Here is a 26217-nt window from a genome sequence, read left to right on the forward strand (position 1 = left end):
TTATTTTTATTGCCTTTGGCCGACGACATTCGGCTTAGGCTGTTGTATTGCTCACATTGATGGATGAAGTCGGGCACACTGAAACACAGGCGCCGCAGCCGTTACACTCATCAAGGTCTAAATTGGGTTGTGCTACTTTCCCCAGTTCTAATTTGAACTGAATTGCCATCGGGTCGCACATATCCCCACAGCTTCGGCATTCGACATTTTGTTTTGCTAAGCAGTTATCGTTGATACTTGCTTTTGCTTGCCAAGGTTGTTCTGTTTCTGGCAAGAAAAGGGGCTCAGGACAGGCGTTTGCACATTGATAGCAAAATGTGCATTCATCGATGGAAAAATCGACCGAGGGGAATCCGCCATCACTTTTGGTTATAATCTTTGTTTCACAGGCCTCAATGCATTTACCGCAGCGAGTGCAATCGTCCGTAAACTGTTGCGGTTTAGTTAACCAAGGCAAACGTACGGCGTTGTCGGGGTGCGCTTTTCTTGCAAAGAGTCTTCTTCTGGAAAGGTCTACCACTTAGTCACCTCGAAACTTGGAACCCAAACTAAGCATAGTCCACAATTTTCATTAATAAACTGTCATTTAAACTAACGAAATTGTAGTTTTTGACATATTTGTATAAATACCTCTTAGGGGGTAAATGGTATGCAATATTGTTTTGGATCAATAAATTCCGTCGCAGGTGATCACATATTGATAAAGTTGAAAGGTAATGGGTTCATTGCACGTACAAATAGGATTGTTAATGGGCGAGGAACTCAGATTGTTTAAAAATGTGAAAAAGTCGGTGACGCGCACGATTGCGTCCGCAATGCTTCTTATTTTGCTGCTCTCAGTTGCTACGACTGGTTTTGCGATTTTTACGTTAGCGTCCAGTTTGAACGATGCTGAAGCCGTCAATGTTGCTGGCTCGATGCGAATGCAAAGCTACCGTCTAGCGAATGATATTCAGGTTAAATCTGTTGACTATTCTTCACATATTGACGCATTTGAAAATTCGATATATTCACCTTCAATGAAAGCGCTTCAGCATTGGTCTGTGCCAGAAGACATCACTCACGATTACTACCGTCTTATTATCAGATGGCATGAACTCAAGGCGGTGCTTAGAGGAGACAACCCGGCAGAATATCAACTCCTAGTGGCCGGTTTTGTTGAACAAATCGATGAGTTTGTATTTAAGCTGCAAAGCTTTTCGGAGCAAAAACTGATTAACTTAGCCTGGATCGGCGGGTTAGGGTTGGGTGGCATTCTTTGTGTCAGTATGTTTGTCGTTCATTTTGTGCGCCTCGAAGTTGTTCGGCCTCTGCGTGCTTTAGTTTTTGCTAGCGAGCAAATTAAAAATCGCTCATTTAATATATCGCTCAATGTATCCAGCGATAATGAAATGGGAATACTGACTCGAACCTTTAATCGGATGGCGACAGACCTTGGTAAGTTGTACCGAGGATTAGAACAAGCGGTTGATGAGAAAACACGTAAATTGCAGCATGCCAACCAGTCTTTAGAGGTGCTGTATGACTCGTCAAAAGAACTCACGGCGTCGCGTATTAATCAAGACAATTTCCAGGCGATTTTGCAGCATATCGTCAGTCTTGAGGGCATTAAAGCGGTCAAACTTGAAATCGAGCAGCTAGGAGAACCGAGCTGGATATTGATGGAAGGAGAAGAATGCTGCCAAGATTGTGATGAAGATTGCCACGGTAAAGCCCTGATGCTAGATGGTGAGCACTTGGGCTATTTATATTGGAAAGCAGGGTTACCTTGTCCGAACGAGGCTCTTATTGACAACTTCGTGCAGATTTTATCACGCGCCGTGTATTACAATCGGGCGCAGCGCCAAGCAGAACAAATTCTGCTGATGGAAGAGCGAGCCACTATTGCTCGGGAGTTGCATGATTCATTGGCTCAAGCACTCTCTTACTTAAAAATTCAGGTCGCTTTGTTAAAGAGAAGCGTAAAGAACTTGCCTGACGAAAAGGCGATCGCGCAGGCTAATCAAGTTATTGCTGAGCTAGATACGGGCTTATCTGCCGCGTATACGCAGTTACGCGAGTTACTGACGACGTTTCGTCTTACGATTAAAGAGGGCAGTTTTGGCCAAGCATTGCAAGACATGGTTGAAACGCTCAGTGAACAAACTGCTGCGGACATTACGCTAAAAAATAGACTTTCATCAACTGAACTGGATGCACATCAGCAGGTTCATTTACTACAGTTGATAAGAGAAGCGGCAATTAATGCAATCAAACATGCGCAAGCAGATAATATTCACATTCAATGTCTCGATAATGATGGAAAAGTCACAGTAACCGTTAGCGACGATGGAATAGGCTTTGAACATCAAGACGAAAAATTAAATCATTACGGTATGAGTATCATGCAAGAGCGGGCCGCTAGACTGCATGCCGATCTGCACATCGAAGCATCGATAAACAAAGGTTGTACCGTAAAATTAGAATTCCAACATAGTAAGGAAGTAAACAGTGACAGTGTGTAAAGTAATGCTGGTGGATGATCATCCACTCATGCGAAGAGGTATCCACCAGCTTTTAAGCTTTGAGCCTGAGTTTGAGGTCATTGCAGAAGCAAGTAATGGCGCGGATGCAGTAGCGAAAGCGCATGAGCTAGAACTGGACCTTGTACTTCTTGATCTTAATATGAAAGGCATGTCTGGCCTTGATACTTTGCAAGCACTGCGTGCAGATGGCTGTGAAGCCAGAATTGTCATTCTAACCGTTTCAGATAGCCCAGCAGATATAGAAGCAATAGTTCGAAGTGGTGCCGATGGCTATTTATTGAAAGACACTGAGCCTGATGAGTTGGTTGAGTTGCTAAAACAAGCGCACCAAGGGGACAAGGCATACAGCCAAGAAGTTTCTAAGTATTTGAGTGAACGTTCAGAGCAAGAGGACGTGTTTGATACACTGACCGATCGTGAATCGCAGATCTTAAGAGAGGTGGCAAGAGGTTTCCGCAACAAGCAAATTGCCGATCGTCTTTTTATCTCTGAGTCTACGGTTAAAGTACATATGAAGAGTTTACTTAAAAAGCTTCAAGTTCCTTCTCGTACTGCAGCAACCGTCCTTTATCTTGAGCGCTTTGGCGACATCAAATAACATTGTTGGATTTTAATCTGTAATAATAAATAAAATCAAATAGTTATATGGATTCTGACGAATAAAAAAACCGCCTTTTAGGCGGTTTTTTTACTTGTCTGGGCGAATAGAGTACAAGTCACTGTTGTGCTTACCACACTCCAAATAGTACTGATAAGCAACTTTTTTGCTTTCAGCAATGACTCTCATGCAGTGCATTTTCCCCTGTTCAAAATATCGAATCTCATATTCTACACTGGTATCAAGTTGCTCAGCGGCTGCCATACTTCGCCTCCATAAACCATCCAAAAAACATCCATGCAAATTATATGCCGTTATAGGGAGCGTCGTTCGGTACGTTTTTTAGCCGATAATTGCGCTCTAACTCACTTTTTTGCGGATAGCTGTGATCAAAAAGTTAATTTCAAACTCTATATATTATTAAGGTGGCAATCAATATTTGTCACACTGGTGTAAGTTTGCCGCAATACTAAGTGATACAGGTTGAGTATAGAACTTAATCAACATAAAAGGGAATACGAATAAGTGACTAAATTAAAGGGTGTATCTAATAAGGCGCTTCGTTATGGCCTTCTATTTTGCTTCGTATTTCTGCTTGCCGGTTGTGCGAAAAAGTTTTTATACAGCAATATCGATTGGTTCGTGCTCGATTACTTAGAGGACTATGTCTCGTTGCAAGGGGAACAAGAAGTCCTAGTGGAAGAGCGTTTATTATTGTTGGCAGACTGGCACAAGAAAGAGGAGTTACCATTATATATCGAACATTTAAAAGACCTTGAGAGATTAAAAGCGAGCGATATCACCTTAAATTACTTACAAAAAAATCGAGATAGAATGCGATCGCATTACGATAGAGTGGTCAGCAAAGCAGCACCTGATCTTTTTGCGTTAAGTTTGCAATTAACGAAAGAGCAAGAACGCGAGTTTTTGAGTAATGTACAAGAACATTATCAAGAGCGAAACGCAAAATATGCCGATAAGACAGAAGACGAAGTGCGTGAAATTATTCTGGATAACACTGAAGAGTGGATGGAAGAATGGCTAGGGAATCTATCAGGAAATCAGCGTCAATTAGCTCAAAGATTTTCTCAGCAAGTTATTTTAAACAGCCCTTTATGGAGAGATTATCGAGCCACGGTATATCAAGAGCTCGAATACTTGTTCGACAACAAATCTAATGTTGTGACTTATCAAGATATATTTATGCGACTCTTGTTCGAGCCAGAGAGTTATTATAGTGAGCAGCTTTCTCTGAATATTGATTCTAACTTTGCATTGGTTGATCAACTGACATTAGATGTTTCTCGTTCGATGACCGATAAGCAATGGCGTCATTTTCGTGAAAAGGTTAAAGAGTGGCGAGTACTGGCTGAGGAACTTTTAGATTAAATTCATGCTTCAATGAGCGGAAGCAAAGCGCAAAAGCCTTTCTTATCAAAAAATGATTCAAAGCAAATTCTTATTGAACTAAGAGCGTAACATAGCGTGAGGTTTGATGAGGCAACGTCAGCTTATCAATGCGTGATAAGGCCTCATCGTACAAAACAATGAGAATAAATATGAAACATTTAGTTGAAAGATTTCTTCGATACGTCACGTTTGATACCCAATCCAATCCACATGTGACGCTTTGCCCAAGTTCACCTGGTCAGCTTGTGTTTGCTGAGTTACTTAAAAAAGAGATGATCGAACTTGGCTTAAGTGACGTGACTTTGGATAAAAATGGCTACTTGATGGCTAAACTGCCAGCCAATATTGATTATGAGGTTCCTCCTATCGGCTTCATTGCCCATATGGATACCGCGCCGGATGCATCTGGCAAAAACGTAAAGCCGCAATTCATCGAAGATTACCAAGGTGGCGATATTGCATTAGGGTTGGGGGATGAAGTGTTATCTCCCGTGCAATACCCCGATTTACATCACCTACATGGCCACAATCTTATTACTACCGATGGCACTACATTACTTGGCGCGGATAACAAAGCCGGTATCGCAGAGATTCTTTCCGCGGTAGCTCTGCTACTGGAAAACCCAGACATTCCACACGGCGACATTTGTATCGGTTTTACTCCGGATGAAGAAATCGGTCGTGGTGCAGATTTGTTTAATGTTAAAAAATTTGGCGCGAAATGGGCATACACTATAGATGGTGGCCCGCAAGGTGAGTTGGAATACGAAAACTTTAATGCAGCAAACGCTGATGTAATTTTTCATGGTGTTAGCGTTCATCCAGGTACTGCAAAAGGCAAAATGGTCAATGCGATGAACTTGGCTGCGAAATTTCAAGTTCAAATGCCCCAAGATCAAACTCCGGAAACAACCGAAGGTTACGAAGGGTTCTTCCATCTAAAATCGGCAGAAATGGGCGTTGCACGAAGCGAGCTAGGTTACATTATTAGAGACTTTGACCGTCAAAGACTTGAGGATCGAAAAGCCTTTATGCAGAAACTCGTCGATGAAATGAACACGGGTTTACGCCATGGTTCTGTAGAGCTAAAAATAAAAGACAGCTATTACAATATGAGAGAAATGGTTGAGCCTTACCCTCATATCATTGAGCTGGCAAAGCAAGCGATGGAAGCGTGTGATGTGGAACCGATTATAAAACCTATTCGTGGTGGTACAGATGGTGCTCGTTTATCTTTTATGGGTTTGCCGTGCCCGAATATCTTCACCGGTGGTTTTAACTTCCACGGAATTCATGAGTTTATTTCTGTTGAAATGATGGAAAAATCAGTACTCGTTATTGTCAAAATTGCTGAGCTCACAGCGAAAAAACACAGTTAAAAGACTACGTCGAGACCTCTTGCAGATTTAATAACAAAATAGCCCAGATCTCTCTGGGCTATTTAACTATTAAGATGGGATACTAGCGCACGTCTTTGTCTTCAATTTCAATGTCTTCTAGCGGTAACCAGTCGACTTTCACACCCGCTTGATCGAACATATCTTGACTGACTTGGATTTTATCTCCCCAGCGAGATAAAAAGTCTTCAGACTGCTCAGGGCAGTGTACGTGTGAGATCCCTGTTTGAATGATCTTTGCCGCGCAGTTAGGGCAAGGAAAATGCGTTACCCAAATATCACATCCGTCTAAGTCACGTTTTGAGAACAAAATTGCGTTCTCTTCCGCGTGCAGTGTTTTAAGGTATTTCAACTCGCGCTCATCGGTGTCGACACTGTCAGAAACACCATGCGGATAGCCATTAAATCCAACAGATACAATGCGATTCTGTTTAGTAATAACGGCACCGACTTGTGTTGATGGGTCCTTACTCCAAGACGCCACTAGTTCTGCCATCTGGTAAAAGCGTTTCGCCCATTTAGAAATCATAGTCATCCTCTCTGTCGAAGGCGTTGAATTAATTGAATGATAACCCATTTATATTAAAAAAATAGTCAAAATCGGGGTCTTGAGTATGAAGGCGTCACTTTTTACCTTTTTAGCCACAAAACGTTCTTATCTTGAGCACTGAATCTCACTTTACGCCCGAATACAATACTCCCGTTAGTGTTTCCAAGCACACGCTAAAATTCGCGATCTCCTAAGGCGTATATTAAATAGTTATGATTGAGTTGTATGTATATTGCTCATTGAATACCACTGTTAACTAAATTACTTTATTTTCCTTTTGTTTCTCATGTTTACATTTAGAAACACCTTGGGCGCTTTTCAGTGAAGTTTTCAGTGGCAGCAAGGAGTAAGGTTGATAGGAATTCAACAATATCCTGTTCTATAAAGACGGTAAATACATGCAAAAGAAACCACTTGTCGCACTAATGGCGGCTACAGCAATCCTCGCTGGATGCGGGGAAGCTAATAATGCCCAAACGAAAGGTCAAGCGCCTCTCGTAGTGACTCAGGATGTCACGGTTATCGACTACCAACCGAGCAAGTCTTATATCGGTCGCATTGAAGCAGTAGAAGATACCAATATTACCGCGCAGATTTCTGGCTACTTAAAAGCTCGTCACTTTGAAGAGGGGCAAATGGTAGAAAAAGGGCAGCTCCTTTACTCTATCGAGCCATCTTCTTTTGAAGCCCAAGTCGCGAGTGCTAAAGCCGCACTTGCACAAGCTAAAGCGGCGCTAAAAAAAGCCGAATTAGATCATACTCGAGGTAAAAACTTGTTGCCTCGCGGTAGTATCTCTCAATCTGAGTTTGATGCTTTAACAGCTGCACTTCTTGGTGCGAGAGCAGAGCTAGAAGCGGCAAATGCTCAACTTAAACTTGCTGAAGTTAACCTTTCCTATACTCAAATCCGAGCACCTTTTAGCGGACGTATTAGTGATACCAAAGTGAGTACGGGTGATCTGGTTTCTCCGTCATCTGGCGTGCTGACAACTCTGGTGAGTTTAGATCCAGTTCATACCTCATTTAGTGTGAGTGAGCGTGAGCGTTTAGCTATGGGTATGGATCAAGTAAAAGGTGATGGCTCGGCTGAATCAAACCGCGTTGAAGTTCAGCTTGAACTGGAAAATGGACAGTTTTTTGAGCATCTTGGTAAGCTTGATTTCTTAGGTAATCGTATTGACACCAAAACGGGTACGATTGCTATGCGCGCGCTAGTGCCAAACCCAGAGCAGAAGTTACTTCCGGGTCAACACATCAAAGTGAACTTGAGAGATAAGAACACGAAAGACGTTATTGTTATCCCACGACGTGCCGTACAGACTGACTTAGAAGGTGACTTTGTGATGGTGATGGCTGAGGGAAGTGTGGCAGAGCGTCGTAACGTCGAGCTTGGCCCTCAGGTTGAACAAGGCATTATCATTCGAGAAGGGCTCGATCAGGAAGATACGGTTATTACACAAGGCCTACAACGTGTGCGTAATGGTGTAGAAGTGCGCCTTCAAGCACCTGCTGAAGATAAGCAGTAGGGGGCACTATGTTAAGTCGTTTCTTTATTCAGAGACCTAAATTCGCGCTGGTTATTTCGATCATATTAACGCTAGCCGGCGCGATCTCACTGGCGATTTTGCCAGTGGCTGAGTATCCACAGATAAGCCCGCCATCAGTAAGCGTTTCGGCTTACTACACTGGCGCGAGTGCGGAAGTTGTCGAGCAGGCCATTGCGGACCCCATAGAGACCTCAGTCAACGGCGTTGAGGATATGATATACATGTCTTCAAAGAGCGCGAACGATGGCTCTTACAGCCTAAACGTCACGTTCGATGTTGGCACCGATCCAGATATGGCGCAAGTTAACGTGCAAAACCGCGTGTCACAGATTGAGTCAAAACTGCCTCAAGAAGTTCGCATGGTTGGTGTGACGGTGAAAAAGCGTTCACCTGACCTGCTGATGGTACTTAACTTCTATTCACCTGATGGCAAATACGATGATCAGTTCTTGATTAACTACATTAACTTGAATGTAAAAGATCAGTTGGCTCGTGCGAAAGGTATCAGTGAAGTTAACGTGATTGGTGGTGGCGAATACGCAATGCGTGTTTGGTTAGATCCTGAAAAAATGGCCAACCTTAAGCTAACCACGTCAGACGTATACGCCGCTTTGGCTGAACAGAACGTTCAAGTTGCGGCAGGGCGTGTAGGTGCAGCACCATACAACAATCCGCAAGAAGTTCAGTTTAACCTTGTGACCAAAGGTCGCTTGGAAAGCGTGAGTGAGTTTGAGAACGTAGTCCTTCGAGCTAATCCCAATGGCTCTACGGTTTATCTGAAAGATGTTGCTCGCGTTGAACTAGGCAAAAAGTTCTACGATGGTAACGGTAAGTTCCGTGGCCAGGACGCGTCAATCGTTGCGTTGTCTCTTCAATCGGATGCGAATGCGTTAGAAAGTGGTCAGGCCGTCATGGAGCTCCTTGAAGGCTTGAGCAAAAACTTCCCAGAGGGAATGGAATACGAGACCAGCTACGATACAACCGTGTTCGTATCTGAATCGATCAAAGGGGTAGTAAAAACACTGATTGAAGCGATTCTATTGGTAATTGCTGTAACTTACTTGTTCTTGGGTAGTGCGCGTGCAACGTTGATTCCTGTTGTCGCGATCCCCGTTTCTCTGATTGGTACGTTTGCCATCATGCAGGCAACGGGCTTCACCATTAATACGGTTACTTTGTTTGGCTTGATCCTTGCGATTGGTATCGTGGTGGACGATGCGATTCTGGTTATCGAAAACGTCGATACTACCATGGCGAAAGACCCAAGCATTTCACCGCGTAAAGCGACGTTGCTAGCGATGAAAGAAGTAACGGGACCAATCATCACGTCGACCTTGGTTCTACTTGCGGTATTCATACCCGTCGCCATGCTGCCAGGTATCACCGGTATCATGTATCGCCAGTTCGCTTTGACCATCTGTATTTCGGTTGTGATTTCATCCATCAATGCATTGACACTGTCTCCAGCACTTTGTTCTCTGGTATTGAAGCAGGGTGGGGGCAATACCGCTAACTGGTTCCAGGCTTTCAACAGAGGCTTAGAGCGCATCACTACGCGTTATGGCCAGATCGCTGGTTTCTTGGTGAAGAAGTCTTTACTGCTCGTGACGTTCTTTATAGTTGCTATCGCAGCGGTCACTTTCTTTGCGAAAACCACCTCTACAGCGTTTGTTCCTCAAGAAGATAAAGGCATTTTGCTGGTTAACGTACAGCTACCAGATTCAGCCTCTTTATCACGTACTGAAGAAGTCACCAATGATTTAATGAAAATGATCGGTGAAGAGCCTGGTGTGGATGGTGTGACGGTTGCGAACGGTTACTCGTTTATGACAGGCGCAGCAGCATCAAACGGTGCTTCTGTATTTATCAAATTGCATGACTGGGATACTCGTAACTCGCTGCAAGGAGAGCACTCTGCTAATGCTATCGCGGCACGTATTAACGGGCGAGCGGCGACAGAGTTACCTCAAGCGGTTGTTTTTGCGATGGGACCACCGGCGGTTCCAGGTATGGGCGCTGCGTCTGGTTTTGAGTTTGTGCTTGAAGACACGCTAGGGCGAAGTCGTACCGACTTGTCGATGGTCATGGGAGAAATGATCCAAGCGGCTAACCAAGCGCCTGAAATTGCCTACACGTTTAGCACGTTCCGCGCGAATGTTCCGCACTACTACGTTGATATCGATCGTGAGAAAGCGCAGCAATTAGGTATTTCGCTGTCGTCTATTTTCCAAACCTTGCAAGGCAACTTAGGTTCGCTTTATGTGAATGACTTCACCATGTTTGGTAAGAACTTCCGCGTAACCATGCAAGCTGATAGCCAGCACCGTAGCAGCATGGAAGATCTAGAGCGTTTCCATGTTCGTTCTTCGAACGGTGATATGGTCCCGTTAAGTACGCTAGTGAGCTACGAGCAAGTGTTTGAGCCTGATGTGGCGTGGCGTTACAACATGTACCGCAGTGCTATCATTCAAGGCCAACCAGCTCCGGGTTACTCTAGTGGTGATGCGATTGCAGCAATGGAACGCGTTGCTGCTGAAGTTCTTCCGCAAGGGTACACGTATGAATGGACAGGTATGGCTTATCAGGAAGTGCTTGCGGGCAACCAAGCCATTTATGCGTTTGCGCTGGCTTTGATATTCATTTACTTGTTTATGGTGGCTCAGTATGAGAGTTGGAGTATTCCACTGGCTATTATTTTGGTGGTCCCAGTAGCAACGTTAGGTTCCTTCCTTGCGTTGAATCTAACTGGCACGCCGCTTAACTTGTATGCCCAAATTGGTCTTGTCTTGCTCATAGCCTTGGCGGCGAAAAACGCAATTTTGATTGTGGAGTTCGCCAAGCAAGAGCGTGAAGAAAAAAATGCTGATATCGATAGTGCAGCGGTTAAAGGAGGCACGTTACGTTTCCGCGCTGTGAATATGACATCTTGGTCATTTATCCTGGGTATCTTCCCGCTTATCTTTGCCGCTGGTGCGGGGCACGTGAGTCAAAACTCACTCGGCGTGTCGCTGATTGGTGGTCTATTGTGTGTGCTTCTAGCAGGTACATTCTTGATCCCAGGCTTCTACGCCCTGGTGCAAAGACAGCGTGAGAAAGTTCATGGCGGCAACACCAAGCTGGTTCCTCTTGATGATGAATAATCACATCCGAAGTGCGCAGTAAGCACGAAGTGACAATTGAAAAAAAGCCCGAAGCAATGATTGCCTCGGGCTTTCTATTTTGAAAAGGGTTATTTTAGCGCAGTTTTGAATTGTGCAACGGCTTCATCCATATCATGAGCTTGAGCAGAGACAGAGTTCACTTCATGCAAGCATTCCTGAGCGGATTGCATGTTATTCTCAGATATGGCGTTTAGCTCGGTGATTGAACCGCTAACTTGGTTCATCACGATACCTTGTTCTTCAATTGCTGAAGCTATGCGCTCCGAATTACCTTGAATTGAATGCATGTCAGTAATGATCTGTTGCAGGCTAGAATCCAGTTTTTCAGAAGCATTAAGTGTTTGTTGCCCTTGAGCGTTACATTGATCAATATCAGCAACAACTGTAGACATTTGAGTTTGAATATCTGCAACGACCCGCGTGATTTCCTCAGTGGATTGATGAGTTCGGCTAGCTAGGGCGCGTACTTCATCGGCAACAACTGCAAACCCGCGGCCTTGTTCGCCTGCTCGCGCGGCTTCAATTGCTGCGTTGAGAGCTAGTAGGTTGGTTTGCTCTGCAATCTCTTGGATGATGTTCACGGCACCACCAATTTTATCTACATGCTGATTCAGCGAGCCAATCGACTGCTGGCTGTTTGATAAAATCGTGGTTAGTTGACCGATGTTGGTTACCGTGGCCTCAACAACTCCTCGACCTTGTTCGGCATTATTCGCTGCCTGATGTACGCCTTCTACCGCAACTGATGTGCTTTCAGAGATTTCACCTATTGTGGCAACCATTTGCTGAACTGCCGTCGCCATTGATGCTGTGTGGTCAGTTTGCGTGTGGAATTGCTCCATAACGCCTTCTAACTCACGATGCATATTATCGGTACTTGCAGTGAGTTGCGCCGATTTTTCTTGGGTACTACTAATTAGATGCTCAAGCTTATCCAATAGGTCATTGAGGTGATGACTGATATCAAATAGCTCGTCTTGACCTTTCAAATCAGATCGAAGTCCCATGTTGTTCGTTTCGCTGATACTTCGAATGGTGCCAAGTAAGCTATTCACTCGCGTATTGATTGAACGTGAAATTTGCCAAATCAATGCGAAAATCACGACTAAGATCAGAGCTGTAATGACCTGCTTGATGGTCGACATTTGTTCATCACGTTGTGCGGCAGCAGAGCTAAGGGCTGTGGAAAAGGTTTCAAATTGCTCTTCTACGGCATGGGATAATGCGCGAGTTTCACCGAGTAGGCCTTTGTCATAAGCAACCCCAACAACTTGCTTTTGGGCCGCCAATTGCTTACCTGTTTTGATAAGCTCCGGAGCATATTGCCCCTCAAGCAAGTCACTATTGAATAGTCCTGCTTTTACCGCAGAGTCAAAACGGACTAATGCCAATAACTGCTGGTGGTCTGAACGTTGTTTAGCTTCTAATAGTGCTTGTTCGTAACCGGCGAGAAGCCCACTCTTTGAATCAAGCCCGTATAGTTGGTAAGCGCTGACCAGATTCTGAAAGCCCCTTTGGTATGCGAGCAAGTCTTGCTTAAATGGTTGACTGGAAGGTAATTCATTACTCTTGAGTATGTTCGCAAGCTCTTTTTCTGTGTCTATAAACTTGTCAACATTGGCGTCAAACTTATTTAGATATTTGTCATTACTACGTAGTAGGAAATCTTTTTCATTTCTGCGTAAGTTGAGTAAGCGTATTTCTAGATCACCAACGAGTTTGATCGCGTGATTTAGATCATTGCTCTTGTTTTCAAAATGGGATGACGTACCCAAAAGGGCCACGATGCCTAAAATGGCGATAACTCCGAGGAAGTAGAGTTTTTGCCTAATAGTCATATTGTTGTTTCCTGAATAAGTAACTAAAAAGAGAAATCCAATGAGATTTCCAAGGGCTAGCAAACGTTGTTCAACTAACATGTCGAGAAAACGACATTCACTAATACAGCACTTTTTTACGTTGCTGTTTTTTCGCTCCGTGCTTGTTTTTTGTATCAAGTCGTCGGCGTTGAGAAGCGCGGGTTGGTTTCGTTTTAATACGCTTCTTCTCCTGTAAAGCGGCAGCTTTTATCAATGCTTGAAGCCGATTTAGGGCGTCTTCCTTATTTTGTTCTTGTGTACGAAATTGTTGCGCTTTGATGATGATCACGCCATCTTTACTTATACGACTATCAGAAAGTGCAAGTAATCGCTCTTTGTAAAAGTCAGGTAAGCTGGAATGCCGGATATCAAAGCGCAGGTGTATAGCGGACGCTACCTTGTTAACGTTCTGGCCACCATTTCCTTGAGCTCTAATTGGGGATAATTGAATTTCCCACTCTTGAATTGTGACGGAGTTCGAAATTTTGAGCATGATAAGTAAATGCCGGTAAGGACGATTGAAAGAGCTGATAAATTAACATTACAGATGCACAAATAGAAGAAAAGACATGAGCACGATTGATTTTAGACCCTATGAGGGATTCATATTTGATATGGATGGTACTCTAATCGATACCATGCCAGCCCACTTGGCAGCTTGGCAAGCAACTGCTGAGCGTTTTGATTTTCCGTTTTGCCAGGAATGGTTTCACAGTTTGGGAGGGATGCCGAGCTTTAAAATTGTTGAGGAACTAAATCGTGTGCATGAGCTTTTATTAGATCCTAAAACTGTCGCGACATTTAAAATGGAAACATTCGCTGCTATGGAGCTTCATGGTGACGTTATTCCTTGCACGAACATCGTGTTAGAGGAATATTTAGGCCATAAGAAAATTGCAGTCGGTACTGGCAGCCAACGAGAAAGTGCCATGCGCTTATTAAGTCATGCAGGTTTATTAGACAAGTTGGATGTTGTAGTAACCGCAAGTGATGTAGAGAACCATAAACCCTTTCCAGATACCTTTTTGATGGCCGCGAAACAACTCGACTTGGAGGCGTCACAGTGTCTTGTGTTCGAGGATACTGAGCTGGGGAAGCGAGCGGCGCATGCAGCTGGTATGGATTGCGTTATGGTGCAAGATAATGAGTTGATCTTTTTCCCAAAACCATAGTGGCAATATCCCTTAATATGAGATCAAAACGGGGTGCAAATGCACCCCATTAATTTTTACCACATCATCGATCATGAATCATAGATGCTTATTCAGGCTGAACTAGCTCTTGGTATTCAAATGAAGGTACCACAACTTCTACGCGACGGTTTTTCTCACGACCTTCGCGAGTGCTGTTGTCAGCAACTGGGTTTTCTTCACCCATACCTTTAACTGTCAAACGATCTGAACCAATGCCAGCTGCGGTTAGGTAATCAGCAACAGATTGAGCACGACGCTCAGACAGTTTTTGGTTGTATGCCGCAGGGCCTGAGCTATCCGTGTAACCAGTAATCTCTACTTGAGCTTGAGGATATTCGTTCAAGAATGAAACAAAGTTGTCCAGACGTTCAGAAACGGAATCTGTTAACTTAGCACTATCGAATTCAAACGTACCTGTACCGTACTCTTCTTTGTGCACCTTGCTCATCATCACTGGTTCTGGATCTGGCTCGATCACTTCTTCCGTTACAACTGCTGCAACAACTGGAGCTGCTGCGAATTTGTAGTTAACACCGATACCAAAGAAGTTAGCATCCATGTCGTCCCACACGTCGTCAGACATGTCTTGGTAGCGTTGGTATTCAGCGCGAACACTCCAGTTTCTATCGATCGAGTATTCAGCCCCCAAAGAACCTGTTGGGACAAAGTCTGTTTCGTCATCAGACATCATGTAAGCACCACCGATCTTAGCAAACAGATTCCAAGAGTCGTTTAAGTGCCAGTTGAATTTAGGTGCAAGTGTTAAAGCCGTTAGATTGCCGTCAATCGTATTAACCGTGTTAGCCCCTGACATCGAGTTAGCTTTGTAGTCGCCTAAGAAGTCTACGCCGTACTCTAGCCCAATGATATCGGTAAAGTCATAACCGATATGTAGTCCTGCACCGAACGCTTCATCATCACAAGGGCTATTTAGATAGCAAGCGTCGTCAAGTGTAGTCATGCCCACTTTGCCCCCGATGTACATTTCAGCTTGAGCAGAGTTTAAAAGCGCGCTACTACCAGCTACCACTGCTGCTACTGCAATTGCTACTTTGTTCATAATGTTTCCTTGTATTGATTGCATATTAACTTCTACTTCGTTTTATCAAAAAATTAGAAAAAACCAGCGTTTATAAGAAATTAGTTTAATATTCTAATCATTTCATATCAAGCAACAATATATTTGAACTTGATCAACATTTACTACCCAAAAATACCTCACAAACTTCTGATATTTCTTACATTGTAGTAAAGATTTTTTGGTGCATAAGAAAATTGATGATTATTTTGAACTTTTTTTCGTAAACTTTACTTTACATTGTGCGCGGTGGTTAACAGGTGGTTTTTATTTGCATTTATTTGCAAAAACTGATTGCAAGTCTACGCCTAAGCCGATAAGTTACTTAAACGCTAGACAGAAAATGACCACAGCCCTTGATGCTGCTCGCTTTGTGAACAATGTTGCAATGAGTTCAGTTGGTAAAAATGAGGTCGGAAATAAAACCAGGAAGTAGAAGTAATGTTTCAAACTGATGATGTAAGAATAAATAGAGTAAAAGAGTTATTGCCACCTGTTGCAGTATTAGAGAAGTTCCCAGCGACTGAAACCGCTTCTTCGACCACTTTTGATTGCCGTAACGCCATTCACAATATTCTTGAAGGAAAAGACGATCGATTACTCGTGATCGTTGGCCCGTGTTCTATTCACGATCCGGCTGCCGCGGTTGAGTACGGTAAAAAGCTAAAAGTATTACGTGATGAACTGGGCGAGCAGCTTGAGGTTGTTATGCGAGTTTATTTTGAAAAGCCGCGTACGACCGTTGGTTGGAAAGGCCTTATCAATGACCCTTACTTAAATGACACCTATAAGCTAAATGATGGTCTACGTATCGGACGTAAACTTCTTCTTGATCTAACCGATATGGGCTTGCCAACGGCAAGTGAATTCTTAGATATGATCACACCTCAGTACGTGGCGGATTTGATCAGTTGGGGCGCTATCGGTGCTCGTACGACAGAATCTCAGGTTCACCGCGAGCTAGCTTCTGGTCTTTCTTGTCCTGTAGGTTTCAAAAACGGTACCGACGGGAATATTAAAATAGCGAGCGACGCGATTCGTTCTGCAAGCGCTTCCCATCACTTCCTTTCAGTAACAAAATACGGTCATTCCGCGATCGTAGAAACCGCTGGTAATCCAGACTGCCATATTATTCTACGTGGCGGTAAAGAACCAAACTACAGTGCAGCACATGTAGCTCAAATTAAAGATGAGCTGGACACCGCAGGTCTGCCGAAAAAAGTGATGATTGATTTTAGCCATGCTAACAGCTCGAAGCAGTTCAAGCGTCAAATGCTGGTGTCTGATGATGTATCCGAACAAATCTCTGCTGGCGAAGAAGCCATTTTTGGTGTGATGATCGAGTCTCATTTAGTTGAAGGTCGCCAAGACTTAGTGGATGGCAAAGCAGCCACTTATGGTCAGTCGATTACTGATGCATGTATTGGTTGGGAAGATACGGAAACGGTACTTCGTCAGCTTTCTGATGCAGTAAAAGCGCGCCGCAACAAGTAAGCTCAACAGAAAAACTTTTTAAAAGCGAAAAGTGAATAGTGAAGAGCCAGAGGTACTATGCCTCTGGCTCTTTTTGTTGAGAATTACTCTCATATCTTTCTATTGTTTCTGCTTTCCTATATGTTATCTGTATACGTTGTAACCAAAAGGAATTTGGAATTGAATCGTAATGTATGGCTTCTATCCCTCTGCCAAGCCTTATTAATGACAGGGAATATTTTACTCATATCTGTTATTGCCCTTATTGGCAAAACACTTGCGCCGTCATCAAGTTTTATCACATTACCAGTTGCACTGCAGTTTTTGGGACTGATGGCCGCGACAATTCCTGCGTCGCTAATTATGGGCAAGTTAGGGCGTCGCCTTGGTTTTAGCCTTGGTAATGTCATTGGCATTTTGGGTGCTAGTCTAGCGACGTATGCATTAAGTCAACAAAACTTCTATCTGTTCTGCATGTCTACGTTTTTGCTTGGTGTTGGTATAGGTTTCGGTACTCTATACAGGTTTGCTGCCATTGAAGTGTGTGAAGAGTCGGCAAGGCATAGGGCGATTTCGATATCTATGGCGGGTGGGGTGTTAGCGGCGATCCTTGGGCCTAATCTGGCCGTGTACTCGCAGCAGTGGTCAGATGATGGCTTATACATTAGTGCATTTGCTGTGCTTGTCGTGCTTTATATAACCGCGTTGGTTGTGCTACAAACCATTCGTTTTCCACCTGCACACACGCAGGCGCTACACGCTAAGGCGGATAAGCTGAGACTGATTATTCGTCGACCTAATTTCATGCTGGCAGTTATCGCGGCAATGGTTGCGTACGCGGTGATGAACATTTTAATGACAGCAACTCCTTTAGCGATGATTGGTTGTGGCTTTGATTTTGATAAAGCGGCGGGAGTGATCGAATGGCACGTGTTGGGTATGTTTGCACCTGCGTTTGTCACGGGCCGTCTGATAGAGCGGTTTGGCGCTAAGAATATGATTTTAGCGGGTGGATTGCTATTTGTTGCTTGTATTGGAATTAACATACATGGAGTGTCTATCTGGCATTTTAGCCTTGCTTTAATCCTGTTAGGAATAGGGTGGAACTTTATGTTTATCGCAGCAACCGGGCTGTTTAGTCAAAGCTATGAAGCGAAAAACAGAAGCAAGGCTCAAGCGTTTAATGAATTCTTCGTGTTCAGTTGTGTCACCATCACCGCATTACTATCTGGTTGGCTTGAGTCTACCGTAGGTTGGCAGAATCTTAATTTGTATGTTCTTCCATTTGTGTTACTCGTTATCGCGATGTTTGCGTTAAAAACGAATAAAAAGCCAGAATCACAAACCGCTTAATTAAGGCTTAATATATAACCCGGCCGATCGTGTCGGGTTTGTTTATTAGCTCAAATCAACAATCTCTTCTTTATCTTTTTATCGATAATGTGAATTCCCACAATAAAAATGTCGATTTGATAAGACTTTTTATCTAACTTTTTGTAATAAAAATAAAAATCCTGTATATATCTTGCCGAAAATCAATAAAAACTAAAGAAGTTTCGTCTATGTCAGCCAATATTTCTCATAAAGCTCAAGAAACTCTCGTGAGGGAGTCTGAGGAACTCGTCTCAACAACGAACTTACAAGGTGTTATTACATATTGTAATGAAGCCTTTTGCCGCGTTGCTGAATACACTCACGAAGAACTTGTCGGTCAGAACCACAATATAGTTCGTCATAATGATATGCCTAAAGCCGCTTTCGGTGACATGTGGGCACGCCTTAAACAAGGTAAAGCCTGGCGTGGAATGGTTAAGAATGCCACTAAGTCTGGCGGTTACTATTGGGTTGATGCTTATGTCACCCCTATCTACGAAGACAACCATGTTGTTGGGTATCAATCAGTGCGCGTGAAACCAAAGCGAGAGTGGGTTGATATTGCGACAAAAGCCTACAAAAGCATGCGTGCTGCAGAGAAGTCTGGCCGAACTTGGTCGTTGAAAATCAATGAAACCATTCGCTATGCGATTCTACTTGGTGCACTAACCGCACCTGCAACCGCATATGCGTTGTCTGTTGAAGGGCCGTTGGCTTGGCTTGCAAGTGCGTTACCTGCAAGTGTTCTAGCTCTGTTATTCCGCCAAGAGTTAATTGATACACCTCAGCAACTTAAAAAGTTACAAAAGCAATATGACAGCGTAAGTCGCTTGATCTATTCCGGTAACACGGCATTTTCGATTGCCGATTTCCATATCAAAATGCTATCCGCAAGAATTCGAACCGTGTTAGGAAGAATGACTGACTCCGCATTGCCTTTGCAGCATTGCGCCGAAGAGCTCAGTCAAACAACGGCAGAAGTCTCGGCTGCATTAAATCAGCAAAATACCGATATTCATCGTGTGCGAGATGCTACCCAAGAGGTGGAGTCGTCGGCAAATTCGGTTTCTTCGAGTACCAATGATGCCCATATGTTGATTGATGATACATTGAAGTCATGCTTGATGGCGAAGGAGACCATTGATCAAACGCACACCAATCTAGCGAAGTTAAGCCTTCAAGCTGAAAAAGCGACGGAAACGACGTATCAACTGAGTGATCAGGCGCAGAAGGTGAACCATTTGATGGAAGAGATTGGTGGGATCGCAGAGCAAACCAATTTACTGGCACTCAACGCGGCGATTGAAGCGGCAAGAGCAGGGGAGCAAGGTCGTGGTTTTGCTGTTGTAGCTGATGAGGTCCGCGCGCTTTCTGGGCGAACATCCAATGCAACTGAACAAATCCAAGCCTCTATCTCCACTATGTTGGCAACGATTCAAAGTTGGCAGAAAGATATTCTGGCAAACAAAGAGCAAACCGATGCCTGTTCTCAAGTAGCAGAACAAAGCGCGTTGCGTTTGTCTGAAGTTGAACAGATGATGCAAACCATGAGTGGGCTGATGGTTGATGTAGCAGAAGCGGCGAATAACCAGTTAAAGCTATCTAGTGATGTAAACCAGCACATTCATTCTATTGCTTCGACCGCAGAACAAAACTTGGCAGCAACACATTCAGTTGAGCAAAATAGCCGACAGTTGAAAGACCAAGTACAAGATTTCTATCAGCTCGCACTTCGATTTGAAGACAAATAGTCGTAACGAAAGTTGTGATGTTTATGTCCTGGCTGCGTTTATGCGAATAGGAGCCAGATAAAAGAAAGCCCCGCCATTGCTGGTGGGGCTTTTCAGTTTTCACATTCGCAATAGAGAAAACTGACTATCTTTTTACTGCAATTACGCGAGTAGCTCTTTTGCTGTGTTCACTACGTTTTCAGTCGTGAAACCAAACATTTTGAATAGTTCGCCGGCTGGTGCAGATTCACCGAATGAAGTCATACCAATGATGCGACCGTCGAAACCTACGTACTTGTACCAGAAGTCAGCAATACCTGCTTCAATTGCGATACGTGCTGTTACGTCTGATGGCAGTACAGATTCACGGTAAGCGGCGTCTTGTTTGTCAAATGCATCTGTTGATGGCATTGAAACAACGCGTACTTTCTTACCTTCAGTAGTTAGCTGTGCTGCTGCTTCTACTGCTAGTTCAACTTCAGAACCTGTTGCGATAAGGATTAGCTCTGGCTTGCCTTCGCAATCTTTCAGAATGTAAGCACCTTTCGCGATGTCTGCTACTTGTTCTGCTGTGCGCTCTTGTTGCGCAAGGTTTTGACGAGAGAAGATAAGTGCTGTCGGTGCATCTTTACGTTCAATCGCTAGTTTCCAAGCTACAGCGGACTCAACTTGGTCACATGGACGCCATGTGCTCATGTTTGGTGTTAGGCGTAGCGATGCCATTTGCTCAACTGGTTGGTGAGTTGGACCATCTTCGCCAAGACCGATAGAGTCATGCGTGTACACTTGGATGTTCTGAATTTTCATCAGCGCAGCCATACGCATTGCGTTACGTGCGTACTCCATGAACATTAGGAATGTTGCGCCGTAAGGAACGAAACCACCGTGTAGCGCGATACCGTTCATGATCGCTGTCATACCGAATTCACGCACGCCGTAGTGGATGTAGTTACCAGAGAAGTCGCTTGCTTCTAGAGACTTAGAACCAGACCACATTGTTAGGTTAGAAGGTGCTAGGTCAGCAGAGCCACCCATGAACTCTGGTAGTAGAGCACCAAATGCTTCTAGAGCATTTTGAGACGCTTTACGTGATGCAATGTTTGCTGGGTTAGCTTGAAGATCAGCAATGATTTGGCTTGCTTTCTCTTCCCACTGTGCAGGAAGCTCACCGTTTACGCGGCGTTTAAATTCAGCTGCCAGCTCAGGGTACGCTGCTTCATAAGCTGCAAATTTCTCGTTCCACGCTGCTTCCTTAGCTGCGCCTGTTTCTTTCGCTGACCATTCTGCGTAGACTTCTTGCGGAATTTCAAAAGGACCGTGCTCCCAACCTAGTTCTTTGCGTGTTGCTGCGATTTCTTCTGCACCTAATGGCGCACCGTGACAATCGTGTGAACCAGATTTGTTTGGTGAACCAAAACCGATGATAGTCTTAGTACAGATAAGTGTAGGACGTGGATCCGCTTTCGCTGCTTCAATTGCTGCGTTGATTGCGTCAGCATCGTGACCGTCTACTGCTGGAATTACGTGCCAGCCGTAAGCTTCGAAACGTTTAGGTGTATCGTCAGAGAACCAACCTTCAACGTGACCGTCGATAGAGATGCCGTTGTCATCCCAGAATGCGATCAGCTTGCCTAGACCAAGAGTACCTGCAAGAGAACATGCCTCGTGCGAAATACCTTCCATCAGACAGCCGTCGCCCATGAACACGTAAGTGAAGTGGTCAACGATGTCGTGGCCTTCTTTGTTGAACTGTGCTGCTAGCGCTTTTTCAGCTAGAGCCATACCAACCGCGTTAGTGATGCCTTGACCTAGCGGACCCGTTGTGGTCTCGATTCCTGGCGCGTAACCGTACTCTGGGTGACCAGGAGTTTTAGAGTGAAGCTGACGGAAGTTTTTCAGATCGTCGATAGACAACTCGTAACCTGCAAGGTGCAGTAAAGAGTAAATCAGCATTGAGCCGTGGCCGTTAGACAGTACGAAACGGTCGCGGTCTGCCCACTCAGGGTTTGATGGGTTGTGGTTTAGATGAGAGCGCCAAAGAACTTCAGCGATGTCAGCCATACCCATAGGTGCACCTGGGTGACCAGAGTTAGCTTGTTGAACACCATCCATGCTTAGCGCACGGATTGCATTTGCTAGATGTTTACGATCCATAGTGATTACTTCTCGATATTTGATTTAAATAGAGGGAACTCGCCGAAACAAGTTCAAATAGAATTTTTTGAAAATAGTGCTGATGGTAAAAGCGAGTAGACGGGCTACTCGCTTTTGGTAAGCAATTAAAGCTTAGCTTCGATCATCGCTTCTAGTTTGCCTTGGTCAACGGCGAAGTTGCGGATACCCTCAGCCAGCTTCTCAACAGCCATTGGGTCTTGGTTATGTTCCCATAGGAATTCAGCGTGAGTCATTGGTGCTGGACGCTCAGCTGCGCCTTTAGAATCAACTAGTTTCTCAACTACTTCACCTTCAGCTGCTTCTAGTTCTGCAAGTAGAGCAGGAGCGATAGTTAGACGGTCACAACCAGCTAGCTCTAAGATCTCACCGATATTACGGAAGCTTGCGCCCATAACTACAGTTTTGTAGCCGTATTCTTTGTAGTAGTTGTAGATCTTAGTTACAGATAGTACGCCTGGATCTTCTTGAGCTTCGAAGTCACGGCCTTCTTTCGCTTTGTACCAGTCCATGATACGACCAACGAATGGCGAGATTAGGAATACACCCGCTTCTGCACAAGCACGTGCTTGAGCGAACGAGAATAGAAGCGTTAGGTTACAGTTGATGCCTTCTTTTTCTAGGATCTCAGCTGCGCGAATGCCTTCCCAAGTTGAAGCCAGTTTGATAAGGATACGGTCGTTAGTGATGCCAGCATCGTTGTACATTTTCACTAGTTGACGAGCTTTCGCTACACTGCCTTCCATATCGTAAGATAGACGAGCGTCTACTTCTGTAGAGATACGACCTGGGATAGTTTTTAGGATTTCTTTACCGATGTTTACTGCAAGCATGTCACAAGTGTCTTGAACTTGTTGAGCTTTGTCATTGCTCTGTGCTTTAGCGTATTCGATTGAAGCATCGATTAGAGGTGCGTACTCTGCGATTTGAGCGGCTTTAAGGATAAGAGAAGGGTTAGTTGTTGCGTCTTCTGGCTGATACTTTTTAATTGCATCAATTTCGCCAGTGTCTGCTACTACAGTCGTTAGTTTACGAAGTTGCTCTAACTTGTTGCTCATAATCGATCATCCTATTTAAATGGGCTTAAGCGTGATTTTTGTTATCACGGCTTGTGCATTTGCAAGCGAGTTAGCTAACCGTCTCATCGCATTTAATGAGACATCTGCTCAGCCAACTACGGAAAATTTCGTTACCGAACAAATGCTATGAACATTTGATCGATAGCTGAGTAAATGATGTGTCCATATTTATCCTATCTATGCTGAAAGTCAATCGCTGAAATGGACTTATAGTGAACTTCATCAACGTTTTTTTACTGTGTGTTTAGTGGTTAACCCAAATAAACGTTTGCCCTTATTGTTCAAAGCTTGAGCGTTATCCAAGAGGGTAAAAAATTGTAGTGAGAAAATGTTATTGCGATGAGCAAATGTAGCGTTTAAATTGATAAAGAACATATGCTAAGTCAATGAGCATATGTTCACTTATTGCATACAATATCGATCCTCTTAAGGGCGAGAGAAACCATGAGCAGTTCTAATCAAGATATTTCCATTGAAAACAAGGATTTGTTGACAGAGATTTCCGTCGCGTATTATCAAGACGGTGCGACTCAGGAAGAGATATCGAGAAAATTTGCCATATCACGCGCAAAGGTCGGGCGAATGCTCAAGCAGGCGCGTGATGAAGGCATTGTTGAAATTACCGTTAAATACCATCCGGTGTTCAGCGCCAAGATTGAACAACGTTTGATCGAGCGATTCGGCGTTAAGCGCGCGCTTGTTGCTCTTGATCAACCGAATGAAGAAGCGCAACGACTACAGGTATCGGGATTGGTGTCCAATTATCTCACTAGCACGCTCAAAAACGGCATGGTGGTGACGGTCGGACAAGGGCGCAACGTGTCGTCTGTCGCTCACCATATTGGTGTTATTACGCCGCGTGACTGTAAATTTGTGTGTGGCATTGGTGGTATTCATCCGCGTGGCGGTATGTATAACGCCGACCATATTTGTCGTCAGTTGGCGAAGAAATATGGGGGGACCTCTGAAACCCTTTATGCGCCGGCTTACGCAGAAAACAGAGAACAGAAGTTGGCCTTTATGCAAAATGCAACCGTGAAACAAACGCTCGACCTAGCACGTAAAGCCGATGTCGCTTTGGTTGGTATTGGTGACATGAGCGAAAACAGTTACATGGTCGACTTAGGTTGGTTTACGCCTGATGAAGTGGTTCAGTCGAGACTTCAACAAGGTGTGGTAGGGGATTTTGCAGGTTATGACTTCTTTGATATTCACGGTAATGTAGCGAACACGGTAATGAGTGACCGAGTAATTGGACTTGGTATTGAAGAGTTTCGGCCGATCTCGGAAGTCATTGCGATCGCAGCTGAGAACAGCAAGCCACTCGCTCTACTCGGAGCATTAAGAACTGGAGCGATAGACGTGATCGCCACGAGCGTTAGCAACGCATTAACCGTGCTCAACTTAGATGAGCAAATGCACGGCAACGCGACATCTGAACGCTGACGGAAATAGTCGGCTTTTGATGTAGTCAGGCTATGAGGGGTGACAAATCACTCATAGCCAGTTTCTATTTCGAAATGACAAGTTTGGTTTAGAAGCTGCGTTTAGTTTATTGGAACACATCATCTTTAGATAAACGTAAGATACTTTGTTAAACAGACACTTGTCTTAACACTCGATAGGTAGAGAGTGGTCTGCACCCCATTCGGTCCAAGAACCGTCGTACACCGACAGATTGTCTAGACCAATTTGATACGCCGCGAGTAATAAAATGCATGCGGTTACACCGGAACCGCAACTAAAAATAATCGAATTGTCACTATCTATCGTTAGTGCGCTAAATATCTGTTGCAACTCTGAATTTGGTTTAATGTGACCGTTGGCCAAGAGTTCTTGAAACGGTAAGCAAACCGAATTTGGAATGTGCCCACTACGTAGACCTTCTCGTGGCTCAGGCACTTCACCAAGGAAGCGAGCTTTGGCTCTAGCATCGATGATATTGGCACTTTTATTGGTTGAATGAGCAAGAACATCTTGTGCACTCAAAAAGGCATTTTGGTTGAGCTTGCCCGCAAAGTTGCCTTCTTCGCTTGGTTGCGATAGGGCACTTTCGGCAGGGAGTCCTGCTTCAATCCAAGCTGGAAGACCGCCATTTAAGACTCGGACATTGTCATGCCCCATGGCTTTGAACATCCACCAAGCTCTTGGTGCCGCTAAAGTGCCTGAGTTGTCATAAACCACAATCAAATCTTCGTTGTTCAAACCGAGTTGTTGCGCACTTTGGTTGAAGCCTTCTTCTGTTGGCATCATATGCGGCAGGGAAGAACCGGGTAAGCAAAAGTCATTGTCGTAATCGAAGCGTAAAGTATTTGGAATCCACTTATCTTGAATCTTTTTGCCTTCAGAAGGGATTTGAAACGCAATACTAGCGTCGAGGAGCTTGACGTTAGGTTGGCCGAGAAGGCTATTGAGTTCATCAGTACTAATCAGTGCTTGCATTGTCTTTAGTTTGCTAGGTGGATAATCTTACTGTTTTACAACAAAAAAATCGCATGTTCAAAAGAACGATGCGATTTTTAAGTTAAAGATTGAAGATTTGTTCTGAAAGACAGCTTTCGATTTACCCAGTTACATGGTCCAAGTGTTGTCTCCTGAAGTAATGACTTTCTGAATTGGGTCACTGCCGTCATAGAACCAAATTTCAACAAGTAGGCTACCTTGGCTATCAGAAACATTAAAGTCGACATTTGCTGTACCATTGTTGAGTGGAACCGATGCGACTTTGCTTGGGTATTTTGCATCGTAGTTACCTGAACTGTTCTCGACGAACTCTTTGTACACGCTTAGGTGCGCTCGTTGAGAAGAGAAACCACTGATGTCTACATTGAGCGTACCTTCCGTCACTGGGTTGTAGCTAAAGCCATCCGGTACTACTAGGTCCTGCATGGTTGCATCTTCTACAGTTACGGTAGTCTCTTCTACGGTTGTTTCTTCCTGTTGGGTAGTGTCTTCCTCTACAACGGTCGTTTGAGCTGGTGGAGGTGGTGTACTGTTACCACCACCGCCGCCACCGCCACAAGCTGATAGTGCTAATCCCATGATGATTGTGATAAGTGCTTTCATAATGT

Annotated in this window: 21 protein-coding genes; 11 read left to right on the plus strand and 10 right to left on the minus strand. The window is 44.2% G+C overall.

Annotated features, from left to right (window positions below; genetic code table 11):
* Positions 1-34: 34 nt before the first annotated feature.
* Positions 35-520 carry a ferredoxin-type protein NapF gene (napF, locus tag R7Q41_RS06830; RefSeq protein WP_005373529.1) on the minus strand — a complete coding sequence of 162 codons (486 nt, stop codon included), beginning with the start codon at positions 518-520 and terminating at the stop codon, positions 35-37.
* A 247-nt stretch (positions 521-767) separates the two neighbouring features.
* Here napF and narQ point away from each other — a divergent pair, with 247 nt between their 5' ends.
* Positions 768-2504, plus strand: a complete 1737-nt coding sequence (gene narQ / locus R7Q41_RS06835) for a nitrate/nitrite two-component system sensor histidine kinase NarQ (protein WP_025998659.1) — start codon at positions 768-770, stop codon at positions 2502-2504.
* A 4-nt stretch (positions 2505-2508) separates the two neighbouring features.
* Positions 2509-3123 (plus strand): response regulator, encoded by a 615-nt coding sequence (locus R7Q41_RS06840; RefSeq protein WP_031777156.1) that lies wholly within the window; start codon positions 2509-2511, stop codon positions 3121-3123.
* 90 nt (positions 3124-3213) lie between these two features.
* On the opposite strand, the gene R7Q41_RS06845 is transcribed toward R7Q41_RS06840, so the two are convergent.
* Positions 3214-3387 (minus strand): hypothetical protein, encoded by a 174-nt coding sequence (locus R7Q41_RS06845; protein WP_005373524.1) that lies wholly within the window; start codon positions 3385-3387, stop codon positions 3214-3216.
* Positions 3388-3648: 261 nt separating this feature from the next.
* On the opposite strand from R7Q41_RS06845, the gene R7Q41_RS06850 reads away from it, so the two are divergent.
* Positions 3649-4512 carry a DUF6279 family lipoprotein gene (locus R7Q41_RS06850; RefSeq protein WP_318108148.1) on the plus strand — a complete coding sequence of 288 codons (864 nt, stop codon included), beginning with the start codon at positions 3649-3651 and terminating at the stop codon, positions 4510-4512.
* A 170-nt stretch (positions 4513-4682) separates the two neighbouring features.
* The gene (pepT, locus tag R7Q41_RS06855; protein ID WP_033906377.1) at positions 4683-5912 is read left to right on the plus strand and encodes a peptidase T; all 1230 of its coding nucleotides are present in this window, start codon (positions 4683-4685) and stop codon (positions 5910-5912) included.
* A gap of 82 nt (positions 5913-5994) precedes the next feature.
* Here pepT and R7Q41_RS06860 read toward each other — a convergent pair whose 3' ends face one another.
* Positions 5995-6459, minus strand: a complete 465-nt coding sequence (locus R7Q41_RS06860; RefSeq protein WP_005373515.1) for a dCMP deaminase family protein — start codon at positions 6457-6459, stop codon at positions 5995-5997.
* Between the two features lie 419 nt (positions 6460-6878).
* On the opposite strand from R7Q41_RS06860, the gene vmeY reads away from it, so the two are divergent.
* Entirely contained in the window at positions 6879-8006 is a 1128-nt protein-coding gene (gene vmeY, locus R7Q41_RS06865; RefSeq protein WP_017635193.1) for a multidrug efflux RND transporter periplasmic adaptor subunit VmeY, read from the plus strand.
* A gap of 8 nt (positions 8007-8014) precedes the next feature.
* Positions 8015-11167, plus strand: a complete 3153-nt coding sequence (gene vmeZ / locus R7Q41_RS06870; RefSeq protein ID WP_086047498.1) for a multidrug efflux RND transporter permease subunit VmeZ — start codon at positions 8015-8017, stop codon at positions 11165-11167.
* A gap of 89 nt (positions 11168-11256) precedes the next feature.
* On the opposite strand, the gene R7Q41_RS06875 is transcribed toward vmeZ, so the two are convergent.
* Positions 11257-13026, minus strand: coding sequence for a methyl-accepting chemotaxis protein (locus tag R7Q41_RS06875; RefSeq protein ID WP_318144429.1), 1770 nt, complete (start codon positions 13024-13026; stop codon positions 11257-11259).
* A gap of 100 nt (positions 13027-13126) precedes the next feature.
* Positions 13127-13540 carry an alternative ribosome rescue aminoacyl-tRNA hydrolase ArfB gene (gene arfB / locus R7Q41_RS06880; protein WP_017635196.1) on the minus strand — a complete coding sequence of 138 codons (414 nt, stop codon included), beginning with the start codon at positions 13538-13540 and terminating at the stop codon, positions 13127-13129.
* 76 nt (positions 13541-13616) lie between these two features.
* Between arfB and R7Q41_RS06885 the strand changes: the two genes are divergently transcribed.
* On the plus strand, positions 13617-14219 hold the full coding sequence (locus tag R7Q41_RS06885; RefSeq protein ID WP_054574702.1) for a beta-phosphoglucomutase family hydrolase: 603 nt from the start codon (positions 13617-13619) through the stop codon (positions 14217-14219).
* Between the two features lie 88 nt (positions 14220-14307).
* Here R7Q41_RS06885 and R7Q41_RS06890 read toward each other — a convergent pair whose 3' ends face one another.
* Complete coding sequence (locus tag R7Q41_RS06890) at positions 14308-15300, minus strand: OmpA family protein (RefSeq protein WP_017635198.1); 993 nt, start codon at positions 15298-15300, stop codon at positions 14308-14310.
* A 459-nt stretch (positions 15301-15759) separates the two neighbouring features.
* Between R7Q41_RS06890 and aroG the strand changes: the two genes are divergently transcribed.
* The 3 genes from aroG to R7Q41_RS06905 all read left to right on the plus strand — a co-directional run bounded on the left by aroG (position 15760) and on the right by R7Q41_RS06905 (position 19916).
* Complete coding sequence (gene aroG, locus R7Q41_RS06895) at positions 15760-16812, plus strand: 3-deoxy-7-phosphoheptulonate synthase AroG (RefSeq protein ID WP_017635200.1); 1053 nt, start codon at positions 15760-15762, stop codon at positions 16810-16812.
* A 159-nt stretch (positions 16813-16971) separates the two neighbouring features.
* Positions 16972-18144 carry an MFS transporter gene (locus R7Q41_RS06900; protein WP_021035943.1) on the plus strand — a complete coding sequence of 391 codons (1173 nt, stop codon included), beginning with the start codon at positions 16972-16974 and terminating at the stop codon, positions 18142-18144.
* A gap of 209 nt (positions 18145-18353) precedes the next feature.
* Complete coding sequence (locus R7Q41_RS06905) at positions 18354-19916, plus strand: methyl-accepting chemotaxis protein (protein ID WP_017819900.1); 1563 nt, start codon at positions 18354-18356, stop codon at positions 19914-19916.
* A gap of 141 nt (positions 19917-20057) precedes the next feature.
* On the opposite strand, the gene tkt is transcribed toward R7Q41_RS06905, so the two are convergent.
* Both tkt and tal read right to left on the minus strand, forming a co-directional pair.
* A complete protein-coding gene (gene tkt, locus R7Q41_RS06910) occupies positions 20058-22049 on the minus strand; it encodes a transketolase (RefSeq protein WP_005373489.1) in 1992 nt (663 codons plus the stop codon).
* Positions 22050-22174: 125 nt separating this feature from the next.
* On the minus strand, positions 22175-23125 hold the full coding sequence (tal, locus tag R7Q41_RS06915) for a transaldolase (RefSeq protein WP_005373488.1): 951 nt from the start codon (positions 23123-23125) through the stop codon (positions 22175-22177).
* Positions 23126-23590: 465 nt separating this feature from the next.
* Here tal and R7Q41_RS06920 point away from each other — a divergent pair, with 465 nt between their 5' ends.
* Positions 23591-24592, plus strand: coding sequence for a sugar-binding transcriptional regulator (locus R7Q41_RS06920; RefSeq protein WP_238970507.1), 1002 nt, complete (start codon positions 23591-23593; stop codon positions 24590-24592).
* A gap of 165 nt (positions 24593-24757) precedes the next feature.
* Here R7Q41_RS06920 and R7Q41_RS06925 read toward each other — a convergent pair whose 3' ends face one another.
* Both R7Q41_RS06925 and R7Q41_RS06930 read right to left on the minus strand, forming a co-directional pair.
* Positions 24758-25588, minus strand: coding sequence for a sulfurtransferase (locus R7Q41_RS06925; protein WP_005373484.1), 831 nt, complete (start codon positions 25586-25588; stop codon positions 24758-24760).
* Positions 25589-25717: 129 nt separating this feature from the next.
* A complete protein-coding gene (locus R7Q41_RS06930; protein WP_104976219.1) occupies positions 25718-26212 on the minus strand; it encodes a hypothetical protein in 495 nt (164 codons plus the stop codon).
* Positions 26213-26217 lie beyond the last annotated feature (5 nt).

Source organism: Vibrio sp. 2096 (assembly GCF_033339595.1).
GTDB lineage: Bacteria > Pseudomonadota > Gammaproteobacteria > Enterobacterales > Vibrionaceae > Vibrio > Vibrio alginolyticus.